Below are 14,032 nucleotides of genomic sequence, written 5' to 3' on the forward strand. Positions count from 1 at the left end.
TGGCTCCCCAGACTGGACTCGAACCAGTGACATACGGATTAACAGTCCGCCGTTCTACCAACTGAACTACTGGGGAAGCGTTTTTAGCAATGTATTGCCGAGAACGGAGCGCATAGTAAAACGCTCTGGTAACTGAGTCAACTCGAGTTATAAAAAAAAACGCATTTATGTGCCTAATTGGTTACCAAACACACATCGTGAACGACTTTTGGGCATTTATGTCGATTTTTGAACAATGAAAAGAAAATTAATCACTTACTCTTAAAATTCATTCTTAAGGTGATAACGACGATATTCTGCTGGGGCGCTTATATTTGGTGTCTATGACTGGGTGTTTACGTTGACCTTTTTCAGATATGTTTTGCAAGACGAACGTGTTTATATCCGTTTTCGTTAATAAACTGATTTCGTTTTCGACACTTTTTTTGGAAAGTGCCAGTTAATCATATTGAGTCGACGAAGACCTTGGATGAATAGAGCCATAGAGCCTTGTCATGGCGTATGCTTTCTTATTGCAAGGAGTTTGATACCACAGGTCATATTATAAATATATCGTCGACAGACTTGATGAGGGCCTTTGTGATGTCATTGCGAAAGAGAGAGTCGGACGTGACTGCCAGGTGAGGCGGGGTTATTCGAGTATTGGTATTATCTCAAAAGCCATTGCATGGACGTTGCCAATGATGACAAGCGAGATGGGTCGGGTGATAGTTGTTGAATGAATATTTGAGCTGGCGAGATATGATCGCAATGTTGATCGACCTTCAATGCATTGTTAAGCTATCAGTTAACTAATGATTTAAAATAACAGCTGAACTATTGTCGCTATCTTTCGTATAAATGTGCAAATGTAATTAAATTTCATCACAACTTTCTTACGCTCTGATGAAATTCATTTGGGCGCTACCCCGCAGCAGTATTGAGCTTTCTTGACTTATCCACTAAATCTGTGGATAAACTTGTGGACTTCTACTGTAAATGAGCGGCAATCCCTTGTAGTACTTGAGTCGGACTTAAATTGGTACAATTAATTGGCGATAATTTAAGTTGTTTTTAATCAGTGACATAAAAAAAGCAACTTCTTTTTTTGCTCACTGTTCTGTCAGTTGCAAAATTGTAATCTCTTTGTCATATAGATTGTGTATTAAATTGAGCTTTAGCCTGATTTTTCGGCGTATTAGCGACCTTTCTACCTGATCTAATGATGTTGTTTATTACTTTCATTAAATGACGTTTATTCTGTCATATTGAGGGAGTATCTGACTGATAATGATCTTATATCGCAATAAGATCATCTCACAATATTTTAGCTGCGAGGCCAAGGTTTTTCAGTCAAGGGTTTATCAATGCCCATGCTTATCGATGTAAGTTACCGCTAATACCGTACGATTATGTATCGCCATTTCCCCGTGTTTAGGTATATGATCATCGGTTCAATAGAATAGGAAACCGTGTTGTGTCAGAGTCAGTATTTTCCCTAGAGTCCAAGTTCGAACCCGCGGGCGATCAACCTACAGCGATAAAAAAATTAGTGGATGGCCTAGCATCAGGTGTTGCGAGTCAAACGTTATTAGGCGTAACAGGATCAGGCAAAACTTACACCATAGCCAATGTCATCAAGCAAATGGGCAGGCCCACCATTATTATGGCGCCCAACAAAACCCTTGCGGCGCAACTTTATGGTGAAATGAAAGAGTTTTTCCCACATAACGCCGTTGAATACTTTGTGTCTTACTACGATTACTATCAACCAGAAGCTTATGTACCCGCTTCTAATACCTTTATTGAAAAAGATGCATCGGTTAATGCTCACATTGAGCAAATGCGTTTATCGGCCACTAAAGCGTTATTAGAGCGTAAAGACGTGGTACTTATTGCCTCTGTGTCCGCTATCTATGGTTTGGGTGATCCCGACTCCTACATGAAAATGCTATTGCATTTACGCCAGGGTGATTTTATCGGGCAACGTGACATTCTCATCCGACTCAGTGAATTACAATACAAACGCAATGACATTGAATTAAAACGCGGCACATATCGTGTTCGCGGTGAAGTAATAGACATTTTTCCAGCAGAATCTGAACGAGAAGCGATTCGAATTGAATTATTTGACGACGAAATAGAACGCTTAAGCGAATTTGATCCCTTGACCGGACAGATTAATAAGCGAATAGTTCGCACCACAATTTATCCAAAAACACATTACGTGACTCCGCGAGAAAAAATTATTGCGGCGACTGAAGAAATTAAACAAGAGTTACGGGAACGTCGTCAATATTTACTCGATAACAATAAACTGATTGAGGCTCAGCGGATCACTGAGCGCGTTCAATACGACATTGAAATGATGGTCGAGTTAGGTTATTGCTCAGGGATTGAAAACTACTCGCGTTATTTATCAGGCCGATCCACTGGCGAGGGCCCGCCAACCTTATTAGACTATTTGCCGGCAGACGGCTTACTTATCATCGATGAGTCACATGTGACGGTGCCGCAAATTGGGGCCATGTATAAAGGCGATAGAAGCCGAAAAATGAACTTAGTGGAGTATGGGTTTCGATTACCATCAGCATTAGATAATCGGCCGCTTATGTTTGAAGAATTTGAGCGGTTAATGCCGCAAACCATTTTTGTTTCGGCGACACCCAGCTTATATGAACTTGAAAAAAGTTCCGGCGAGATAGCTGAGCAGGTTGTAAGGCCAACAGGATTGCTCGATCCTGTGCTTGAAGTTCGCCCTGTGGGAATTCAAGTTGACGATCTCTTGTCTGAGATCCACAAACGCGTGGCGGTCAATGAACGTGTGTTGGTCACCACATTAACCAAACGGATGTCAGAAGATCTCAGCGAATATCTTGACGAACATGGAGTGAAGGTGCGTTATCTGCATTCTGATATTGATACCGTTGAGCGAGTTGAGATTATTCGTGATTTACGTCTAGGGCATTTTGACGTGCTGATCGGAATCAACTTATTACGTGAAGGTCTGGATCTGCCTGAAGTCTCATTAGTGTGCATTTTAGATGCAGATAAAGAAGGCTTTTTACGTTCAGAACGCTCACTTATACAGACCATAGGTCGCGCTGCCCGAAATGTTAACGGTAAAGTCATTTTATATGCGGATCGCATCACCAACTCCATGGCTAAAGCCATGGATGAAACTGATCGTCGCCGTGAAAAACAACACCAACACAACATTGACAATGGCATAGTACCGCGAGGGGTAGTGAAAAGTATCACAGATGTGATGGATGTGGGTGGTACTAACTTCAGCAAAGGTACCCGTAAAAATCACTCTAAATATGCCGAAGTGGCAGAAGAGCGAGCGAAATACACCAGCATTGCCGATTTGAGTCATCAAATTGATAAACTGGAAAAACAAATGCATGAACATGCTAAGAACTTAGAGTTTGAGCAAGCTGCGGCCGTGCGTGATGACGTCAAACATTTACGCGATCTCATCATTGTAAATAGTTAATACATTCAGCTGAAACCAAACGGCCACATTATCAATGTCAAGATGTCTAAATCTGGCCGAGGGAGTTAACCAGATGAGATTATGCTTCAGTTAATTGATTAACTTCGTTTCGGTTTGCATTAGTGGTGGCGCACGTAATACCGTGACTATTATTGAAAGCCAACATTTAGTGGGTACAAAAAGTCAGCAATTTGCTGACTTTTTTTGTTTTATTTATCTTATTTGGCGGAAAAAAATCGAGATCTGAGCGAAGCGTTAGTCGCGGGATAATTCAGAGAGCATTCATATTGTTAATATTTAGATCGCTATCTATGAGCCATATCTAACGGTTCATTTACTCACTGAACACCTACCCAGATTGATTTTATTATTAATGAAATAGCATGAACAACAAAGCCTTATCAGAACAGCTGTGGGTATAAGCTTTACTCGTGGCATTTATGTTAAGTTCATTTATGTTAAGTTCATTCATGGCCATCACCTTGTGACGCCCGCATTAAGATAGGGATAGTCAATGTGGTGAGTAGAAAGGCGATAGCAAGAGGGTAAATATCAAAATAACAGGTCAAACAGTCAATAAAAAACGCGCCAATTGGCGCGTTTATGCAGTTTTATATTATCGAGATAATTAGAAACTGGCTGATCGAGGTGCGCGTGGGAATGGGATAACATCACGAATGTTATTAACGCCAGTCACATAGGAGACTAAACGCTCAAAACCTAAACCAAAACCTGAATGAGGTACGGTGCCGTAACGGCGAAGGTCACGGTACCACCAGTAATCTTCTTGGCTTAAGTCCATTTCAGCTAAACGTGCATCTAATACATCTAAACGCTCTTCACGTTGCGCGCCACCGATGATTTCACCGATACCTGGAGCAAGTACGTCCATCGCTGCAACGGTCTTACCGTCATCATTTAAGCGCATGTAGAAAGCTTTAATGTCTTTAGGGTAGTTTTTAACGACTACCGGTGCTTTAAAGTGCTCTTCTGCTAAATAACGTTCGTGTTCAGACTGTAAATCGATGCCCCATTCGACTGCGAAATCAAACTTTTTACCGCAGTTTTTCAAAATCTCTACCGCATCAGTGTAATCCACTTGCGCGAAATCGCTGCTGACGAATGCCTGCAAACGATCAATAACCGTTTTATCGACACGCTCGTTAAAGAAGGTTAAATCATCCATGCGTTCTTCAAGTACTGCTTTAAAAGCGAACTTAAGCATTTTTTCTGCTAATTCAGCAGCATCGTCTAAGGTTGCAAACGCCACTTCTGGCTCGACCATCCAAAACTCTGCAAGGTGGCGAGTGGTGTTTGAGTTTTCAGCACGGAACGTTGGGCCAAAAGTATACACTTTAGATAATGCACAGGCATACGTTTCGGCGTTCAACTGGCCCGATACGGTTAAGAATGCTTCTTTACCGAAGAAGTCTTTGTCGTAATCAACTTTACCGGCTTCAGTACGCGGCAAGTTTTCCATGTCTAATGTCGACACGCGGAACATCTCACCGGCACCTTCACAGTCAGAAGCCGTGATTAAAGGAGTTGATACCCAAATAAAGCCTTCTTGATGATAGAAACGATGGATAGCTTGGGATAAACAGTTACGTACACGGGCAACTGCACCAATAATGTTAGTGCGAGGACGTAAATGGGCAAGTTCACGTAAATGCTCAATAGAGTGGCGTTTAGCCGACATTGGGTAAGTATCTGGATCGTCAACAAAACCTGTGACCACGATTTCAGATACTTGTAGTTCAAATGCTTGACCGGCACCAGGAGAGGCAACCACTTCACCGGTCATGATAACCGAGCAGCCAGCAGTCAATTTCAATACATCGTCATTGTAATTGGCTAGGCTATTTGGCACGACACCTTGAATAGGGTCGAAACATGAACCGTCATACACGGCCAAGAAAGAGATCCCCGCTTTTGAATCACGACGAGTTCTGACCCAACCACGGACAGTGACTTGTGAACCAATGGCGTGTTCAGCTTTAAATACAGAAGCGACAGATGCAATGCTCATTGTTGCTTAATTCTCCAACATAACGAATATAAATATAAATTTGGCGTTTATCTTACCTTGCTGGTGACTTTTCTCAAGCTGAAAACGCTATTCTATGGTGAATATTGTGATACTTTTGACTAAGTCGGTTAAATATTTGGCGAATTAGCCTTTTATTATCTCGTCAACCAAGGAATAGGGCATGTCTCGTTTAGGTATTATACAAGTGGTGTTGACCATCTTTTCGTTATTAGGCTGGAGTTTAGCCATTTATGCATTGATTATTTTTGGCGAAGCCAGACCAGATCGCGCGGTAGGGTACTTTTTGAGTAAAGGGGTATTGGTGCGATTACATTGGGACCCCGAATTAACCATAAAATTGGAATATCTTATTTGGTGGTGTGCTGGGATCAGTTTTCTCAATCTACTGGTTAACTTTTATGCCAAAACCACGACGCGGATTGGTTTTTGGGTCAATATACCCTTGTTGTTGTTGGTATCACTGTCAGCGGGTTTGTATATTCGTTACTTAGTGTAAATCCACTTATGTATGCTGAGCTTATTAATAGCTCGAAGCTGAATTGATTTTGAAAATAAATCGGTTTTTGGTGCAAACCGTCCATGCACTGTTGTTAATTTACTTCTATATGACGGCACAATAAGTCAATTATTGCTGCTGTTACACCCCAAATAAACTTGTCTTCAAATGGCATAAAGTGCACTTGATAATATGCGCCATGGCGGTAATGAAACATTTTATGACGGTTACTCTGCTCAATAAAAAAACTCAAGGGTACTGAGAAACAATCATCAACTTCACCAGGGTCGATCACCAGTTCAAAGGGCTGTTTGACTAAGGCCACGACAGGGGTGATCTCAAAACCGGTAAAGGTTTTATGGGCAGGGAACAGACCTAAAATATCAACATTTTCTGGGGATAAACCAATTTCTTCGTGTGCTTCACGCAGTGCGGTATGAATAATATTAATATCACCAGGTTCAACTTTGCCGCCTGGGAAGCTAATTTGCCCAGGATGGTGACGTAAATGCATCGGACGTCGGGTTAACATAAGATGCAGTTGTTGCTCTATTTCAATCACAGGGATTAATACCGCTGCTTGGCGGCCAAGATACGATTGGGGCGCAGAAGTAATGGTAGAACGCAGGCGATGCAAGTTATAGCGCAGGGTGAATTCGTGTTTGTTCATTGATATTGGGTATTTCCAATTGTTGGCTCTACGTTAGCTGACATTCGGTATTCGCGTCACTCAATAACCAACAACGCACCGCATATGACCTCAAACAAGCCTATTGTAAGTCTCTATTGTTTCAGCAATTAGAGTAACCATGATCAATCTTAGCAGTGACAACGCCAAGCTAACAGACATTAATAAGATGATTTAACCCTGTTGAGTCCATTGTCGACTTATTGAAGCACATAATATTGGCATGGCTTGAGTTATTAGACGGCAACGTTATGGTGACTTTTCGATGTCAGCATCATAGCCATCAGTATCGAAATAATGACTCGATTAGCTGCGCTATTTTGAGGCATATCACCCATGAGACAGATTAATTAACTGCACTATTTTGTGTATATTGCACCATTAGTGCTCAATAAATAATGTTAAAACAACTGTATTAAATAAACGTTTTAATAGTGACTGTTTAGGATAAGCGATTGATTTAAAATAAAGAGCTCTATTATTTTATTGTCATTAATCTGTATTGTATTTGTTATAATTAACTGGCATGGTAACTGCTGGAATAAATGCAGTTAATTATCACGAGGAAGACAAATATGGGACTGGAGAAGTTGCTGTATTTGCAAGGTGTTGGGGCAGAATTTATCGATTTTTTCGGTAATCTTGTTCATATACCTACTAAGGACAGGCAGGGCATTTTAACCACAATGTTGTTGCCGTCATCTCTTCATCAACACGATCATCTTCACGGAGATAATGATTCTGGCCAGCAGCCATTTGACATGAAGGCTTTTACACAACAACAATTATCAGCGCAACCGATAGCCGCGAGAATCGAGCAACTTGATGTGCTACCTTGGTTGATGCCGCTGCATCAATTCCAATGGTGTGCTATCGATAAACCTCATATTGATATCTATCTGCCAGAGCATTATTCATTTGCCTTTGCAGTGACCGTCAGCGGTGAAAACGTTGACACTATTATTGTTAACGCTGACGTGAGTGATTGTGTTATCACTGGCGAGTATTATATTAACGGCCAGCGCTATTGCCAATATCGATTATTGCTTGATAAATCAAACCTGCATCTAGGCTACTACCAGGCTAGCTTAGCGTTTTTAAATGATCCTGCCCGTACAGAAACCTTACACGGACAATTGATGGTTGCGCCCGCAATGGCTTATCAAGGGCGTTTAGCGCAGAAATCAACAAGCAGTAAACAATCTTGGGGGTTGAACGCTCAACTGTATGCATTACGTAATGATGCTCAATGGGGTATCGGCGATTTTGGTAATTTAGCCGAACTTATTGATTACGCGGCTCAGGCCGGTGCTGATTTTATTCTGCTTAATCCATTACATGCTTTAGACATCAGCCAGCCAAATAACCCCAGTCCATACAGCCCAACAGATCGCCGTCGGTTAAATCCCTTGTACATTCAAATTGAAGCCGTTTATGAGTATAAAGCGTTGAATGGGGAGTTATCATCACAGAAATGGCAACAAAAAAAGCGCGCACTTAATCACGCTCATCTCATTAATTATGAGGAGGTTCAAAGTCTTAAATACGCTGCTTTTGAGAAGTTGTATCAAATATTTAACTATCAACACGTTAAGCTAGAAACCCCTAGGTTCAAAGCTTATCTGGCATTTTTGGCGCAGGATAGAGTGGCGTTGATGCAATTTGTTGATACAGAAATGAAGTTAGCATCAAAAAATTTCACACAAGATGCAGGCTTTTATTTGTATCTGCAGTTTATCGCCAATGAGCAATTACAAGCTTGTCAGTTAAATGCCAAACAGTGTGGCATGAGTATTGGATTGATCCGTGATTTGGCCGTAGGTGCGGTGAGTCAGGGCGCAGAAGTTAGCGCCAATGTGGATTTATTTTGTGATAACGCCAGCATTGGTGCGCCGCCAGATCCATTTGCCGAACAAGGTCAAAATTGGGGCTTAACGCCATTCGACCCGGTAAAATTAAAGCAGGATAATTTTTGTCATTTTATTCAATTGGTTCGCAGCAATATGCAAAATTGCGGGGCATTGAGAATTGATCATGTCATGGGGCTACTGCGTTTATGGTGGTGGCCGCTGGATGAAGAACTAGGTCAAGGGAGCTATGTCTATTACCCGCTTGAAACCTTATTAGCGATTGTTTGCCTGGAAAGTCAACGTGCTCGTTGCATCGTCATTGGTGAGGATTTAGGCATAGTGCCACCCGAAATTGTGTCACTTTTACACGATGCGGGCATTTTATCTAACGAATTATTCTATTTCTGTAAAGATCATCATGGCTTTAAGGCGCCAAAAGACCACAAGTATCAAAGCTTGATGATGCTGGCTAATCATGATGTGCCGACGCTTGCAGCGTGGTGGACGGGTGCCGATTTACGGCTACGGCGTGAGCTAGAGTTGATTGAAACTGATGATAAGTTACAACAAATAATTGTCCAGCGTCAGCTTGAGAAGCAGCAGTTAGTCGATTTACTTATCCGCGAACAGGCGTTTGAGTTACCTACTTTGACAGTGTCAGTGGATCAATTGGACTTTGATAGTATTATGTTGGCTTGGATCCATGTGGCTGCGAAGGGCAATGCTCAATTATTCAGCGTCCAGTTGAGCGACTTAGTCGCCGATAAGCATGGGGTGAATATTCCAGGGACATGGAAAGAGTTTCCTAATTGGCAACGGCGATTACCATTATCAATTAAGCAAATGTCTCAAAGCCCTAAAGTACAGCAACGTCTCGATGCCATAAAGTTTGCTCGGCAAACTCGCAGTAACTATAGCGCTGCAGACACCTCTTCATCCGATAAACACGCCCAATAATGGATCATTGACTATGACTGTAGCGACCCCGTATTTTCATTCAGGAAGCGAAATTGCCTTATTAAATGGTGAATACACAGATGTGTTTTCATTGCTTGGAATGCACAGTATTAATGACGGTAAAGCACTGGTTGTTCGTTGCTTACTGCCAGGTGCGCTGAGTGTTGATGTATTGAGTGCTAAAGACCACCGTAAAGTGGCCAGCCTTGAGCATGTCAATGAACAAGGGTTATTTGCCGGTAAAATTGCTCGTAGAGTTAAGCCGTTTCAGTATTTATTGCGAGTCAAATATCCATTGTGTGAGCAGTTAATCATTGACCCATATCAATTTGATAGTGTATTGGATCCAGATGATGTGTACCTTTTTGGTGAAGGAAGCCAGCTGCAAACCTATCACTTTCAAGGGGCTAATTGGCGCCAGCATCATGGTGTCACGGGTGTCCATTTTTGTGTTTGGGCACCTAATGCGAAGCAAGTGGCGCTGATCGGTGATTTTAATTTATGGGACAAGAAACGCCATGTATTACGCCACCATCCAGGCAGTGGCTTGTGGGATATTTTTATTGCTGATGTTGAACCTGAACAACATTATAAATACGCAATTTGCGACATGCACGGCAATGAGATCATTAAATCCGATCCTTATGCGGTTGCGATGCAACCCTCACCACATAATGCGTCAAAAATTCCAAAACCAGAACACTATGACTGGCAAGATAGTGACTGGTTAACCGACCGAGCAAGCAGTCAGTCTCATGCACAACCGATGTCAATTTATGAAGTGCAATTAGCTTCATGGCGGCGAACGGGCGATGACGGCCAAGATTATACTGACTATACACAGTTAATTGCAGAGCTGGTGCCGTATGTTAAAGAAATGGGTTTTACTCATTTACAATTGATGCCCATCAGTGAGTATCCGTTTGACGGTTCTTGGGGGTATCAACCAGTGGGATTATTTGCCCCTACATACCGCTTTGGTGACGCGAATGGTCTTAAAGCGTTTATTGATGAGTGCCATCAACAAGGTATTGCCGTGTTGCTGGATTGGGTGCCAGCGCATTTTCCTCGCGACCCTCATGGACTTGTTAGGTTTGACGGCAGTTGCTTATATGAACATGAAGATCCACGCAAAGGTGAGCATCCCGACTGGGACACGTTAATTTATAATTATGGCCGCGCGGAAGTGCGCAGCTTTTTATACAGTAATGCCTATTACTGGCTAGACGAATTTCATTTTGATGGTTTGCGCCTTGATGCCGTGTCATCAATGCTATACCTCGATTACAGTCGCACTGCCGACCAATGGGTCCCCAATGAATTTGGCGGCCGCGAAAACCTGCACGCCATCAGTTTTTTACAAGAGTTAAATGCGCGCATGTACCAATCCTTTCCCGGGATTAATATGATTGCTGAGGAGTCCACGGCGTGGCCAGGCGTGACTCAAGCGACCAGTAATAACGGCTTAGGTTTTGGTTTTAAGTGGAATATGGGCTGGATGAACGACACGCTGCGTTACATCAGCAGCGATCCCCTTTTTCGACGCTATCACCATGGAGAACTGACATTTAGCTTAGTGTACGCTTTTACCGAGCAATTTATTTTGTCCCTTAGTCATGATGAAGTGGTACACGGTAAGGGATCGTTATTGCATAAAATCCCCGGTGATGATTGGCAGAAATTTGCCACCTTACGCGCTTATTACGGCTTTATGTGGTCGCATCCTGGCAAAAAACTGTTGTTCATGGGTAATGAGTTTGCACAACGCAGCGAGTGGAATCATGACCAGAGCCTCGACTGGCATTTATTAACCTATGCACCGCATCAAGGTGTGCAAGATTGGGTGCGCGATCTCAATCAATGTTATCAGCAATACCCTGCGTTATATCAACGCGATCACAATAGTGACGGTTTCCAATGGCTCGACGGTAATAATGCTGACAATAACATTTTAGTGTTTTGTCGTTTTGGCATCAATAAACAGCAGCCAGTGGTGATTGTGGTTAATATGTCGCCACAGGTTTATCACGACTTCAGGATTGGAGTTCCGACCGATCGAGATTATGTGGAGATCATCAACAGTGACCATCGTCATTATGGCGGCAGTCATGTGGTTAATGATGAGGCTTGTGAAACACAAGCTACGCCGTGGCAAGGCATGCCACAAAGTATCGTGATAACAGTGCCACCGTTAGGGTGCTGTTTCTGGGCCCCTGCGCTAGATGAGCTGGATGAACCAACAGCATAAATTGGCGCTCACATAATGGTTTCTACTTCACAAGGGTATGTTATGGATATGACCAGCGGTTATCCTTATCCACTCGGGGCGACACTTGACGATGACGGGGTTAATTTCTCGTTGTTCTCAGCGCACGCCACCAAAGTGGTGTTGTGTATCTTTGACCCCACGGGGCAAATTGAGGTGGCGCAATACATCATGCGCGACCAAACACGGCAAATTTGGCACTGCCATCTATCCGATGCTCAAGCGGGATTACTGTATGGTTACCGCGTTTTTGGACCGTATCAGCCCGAACTCGGTCATCGTTTTAATCATCATAAATTACTCCTCGACCCGTACGCGAAAAAGTTGGTGGGTACGCTGATATATCACTCTGCGCTTTATGGCTATGACATTGATGCTACTAAGGAGGATTTGTCGTTTGATACACAAGATAGCGCGCCATATTTACCCAAAGCACAGGTCATAGATTGTGGATTTGTTAAGGACATTCCGATTACACCCCTTAACATTAGTCTGGCTCGGAGCATTATATTTGAGGCCCACGTTAAGGGATTTACTCAACAACATCCTGATGTCAGCTTACAGCAACAAGGCACCTTTGCTGGGTTAGCAAGCCCGCAGATAGTTGATTATTTGCAAAATTTAGGCATCACCTGCGTTGAGTTATTACCGGTGCATGGTTTCTTTGATGAGCCTTTTTTGATTGAAAAAGGCCTCAATAACTATTGGGGCTATAATAGTATTGCGTTTATGGCGCCACATTCGGCTTATTTATCAGGACAGGGTGATATTGCCGAGTTTAGGCAAATGGTCTCCACTCTTCACTCTGCGGGGATTGAAGTGATCCTCGATGTGGTGTTTAACCATACCGCTGAAGGCAACCATTTAGGGCCAACTTACAGTTTTCGCGGTATCGACAATGCCAGTTACTACCGGTTATTGCCCAATGAAAAACGCTTTAACATTAATGATACTGGCTGTGGTAACACCTTTAACCTCAATCATCCCCAAGTGTTGATGTTAGTCATGGACTCATTGCGATATTGGGTTGAAGTCATGGGGGTAGACGGCTTTCGATTTGATTTGGCCAGTTGTCTCGGCCGAGAGGCCTATGGCTTTGATCCAGGCAGCGGCTTTTTTGATGCTATTACGCAAGATCCCGTGTTGTGCAAGGTGAAGTTGATTGCTGAGCCATGGGACATTGGCCCGGGGGGTTATCAGTTAGGTAATTATCCGGTGGCATTCAGTGAATGGAATGATCGTTACCGTGATGCTATGCGCCGTTTCTGGCGTGGTGACAGTGGCTTATTACCTGAGTTTGCCAAGCGATTTCATGGCTCGAGTGATTTTTTTGAACATAATGGTCGTGGACCCTCAGCCAGCATCAATTTTATCACCAGTCACGATGGCTTTAGTTTGCATGATTTGGTCAGCTACCGCGATCGTCACAATTTGGCAAATAGTGAAGATAACCGCGATGGTCATCAAGAAAACTGCAGCAGTAATTATGGCATTGAAGGCGAATGTGACGATGTGGTTATTAACGCCATTCGAGACCGACAAAAACGTAACTTATTAACCTGTTTATTGTTATCTCAGGGCGTACCTATGCTGTTGGCAGGTGATGAGTCCAGTCAAACACAGCAGGGCAATAACAATGCCTATTGCCAAGATAATCCTATTGGCTGGTTTGACTGGCAACAAATAGATTGGTCGTTAGTTAATTTCACCGCCCAGTTGATTAGCTTGCGAAAACGCTTCCCGATGTTGTGTCATCAAGCGTTTATTCATAAACCGGAAGCCTTATTTGATAACGGCTTAGCGTGGTTTAACCGCCAAGGTGAAGCAATGACAAAATCATATTGGTGTGAACATCATACCCGCACCTTAAGCGTGATTTTAATCGGCAATTTAGCTGATGCAGACGTTGGTGCTGTTGCGGAGAGTACAGAGGCGTTATTGCTGATGATTAATGCCGATGAGTTGCCACATACCTTTGCCCTGCCGCAATTACCCCATCTTCGATATTGGCATTGTTTATTACATACCCAAGACAGTGAGCCTGTTGTTGATGCCAGTCAACACGTTAGCTTAATGAGTCGCAGTTTAATGTTATTTCATACTGAATTTTCCAGGAGCAATTGATGACTACAGCGAAAGACAGTGAGCCTGTGGTTGATGCCAGTCAACGCGTTAGCTTAATGAGTCGCAGTTTAATGTTATTTCATACTGAATTTTCCAGGAGCAATTGATGACTACAGCGAAAGA

Annotated in this window: 7 protein-coding genes and 1 tRNA gene; 5 read left to right on the top strand and 3 right to left on the bottom strand. The window is 42.9% G+C overall.

Annotated elements, in window-relative coordinates; all coding sequences use genetic code 11:
- A tRNA-Asn gene (locus tag AAEZ02_RS20870) sits at positions 1–76 on the bottom strand.
- Between the two features lie 1,380 nt (positions 77–1,456).
- Between AAEZ02_RS20870 and uvrB the strand changes: the two genes are divergently transcribed.
- Positions 1,457–3,478, top strand: coding sequence for an excinuclease ABC subunit UvrB (uvrB, locus tag AAEZ02_RS20875; RefSeq protein WP_124013062.1), 2,022 nt, complete (start codon positions 1,457–1,459; stop codon positions 3,476–3,478).
- A 628-nt stretch (positions 3,479–4,106) separates the two neighbouring features.
- Here the strand turns inward: uvrB and asnS are convergent.
- Positions 4,107–5,507 carry an asparagine--tRNA ligase gene (gene asnS, locus AAEZ02_RS20880; protein WP_101031133.1) on the bottom strand — a complete coding sequence of 467 codons (1,401 nt, stop codon included), beginning with the start codon at positions 5,505–5,507 and terminating at the stop codon, positions 4,107–4,109.
- Positions 5,508–5,688: 181 nt separating this feature from the next.
- Here asnS and AAEZ02_RS20885 point away from each other — a divergent pair, with 181 nt between their 5' ends.
- Positions 5,689–6,024 (top strand): hypothetical protein, encoded by a 336-nt coding sequence (locus AAEZ02_RS20885; RefSeq protein WP_351124836.1) that lies wholly within the window; start codon positions 5,689–5,691, stop codon positions 6,022–6,024.
- A 94-nt stretch (positions 6,025–6,118) separates the two neighbouring features.
- On the opposite strand, the gene AAEZ02_RS20890 is transcribed toward AAEZ02_RS20885, so the two are convergent.
- The gene (locus AAEZ02_RS20890) at positions 6,119–6,694 is read right to left on the bottom strand and encodes a CoA pyrophosphatase (RefSeq protein ID WP_124013064.1); all 576 of its coding nucleotides are present in this window, start codon (positions 6,692–6,694) and stop codon (positions 6,119–6,121) included.
- Between the two features lie 593 nt (positions 6,695–7,287).
- Between AAEZ02_RS20890 and malQ the strand changes: the two genes are divergently transcribed.
- Genes malQ through glgX form a run of 3 tightly spaced genes read left to right on the top strand, consistent with a single transcriptional unit; the run spans position 7,288 to position 13,909 of the window.
- The gene (gene malQ / locus AAEZ02_RS20895) at positions 7,288–9,519 is read left to right on the top strand and encodes a 4-alpha-glucanotransferase (RefSeq protein ID WP_124013065.1); all 2,232 of its coding nucleotides are present in this window, start codon (positions 7,288–7,290) and stop codon (positions 9,517–9,519) included.
- Between the two features lie 13 nt (positions 9,520–9,532).
- The gene (gene glgB, locus AAEZ02_RS20900) at positions 9,533–11,767 is read left to right on the top strand and encodes a 1,4-alpha-glucan branching protein GlgB (protein WP_124013066.1); all 2,235 of its coding nucleotides are present in this window, start codon (positions 9,533–9,535) and stop codon (positions 11,765–11,767) included.
- A gap of 42 nt (positions 11,768–11,809) precedes the next feature.
- Complete coding sequence (gene glgX, locus AAEZ02_RS20905) at positions 11,810–13,909, top strand: glycogen debranching protein GlgX (protein WP_233768510.1); 2,100 nt, start codon at positions 11,810–11,812, stop codon at positions 13,907–13,909.
- Positions 13,910–14,032 lie beyond the last annotated feature (123 nt).

Source organism: Shewanella sp. T24-MNA-CIBAN-0130 (assembly GCF_040310185.1).
GTDB lineage: Bacteria > Pseudomonadota > Gammaproteobacteria > Enterobacterales > Shewanellaceae > Shewanella > Shewanella psychromarinicola.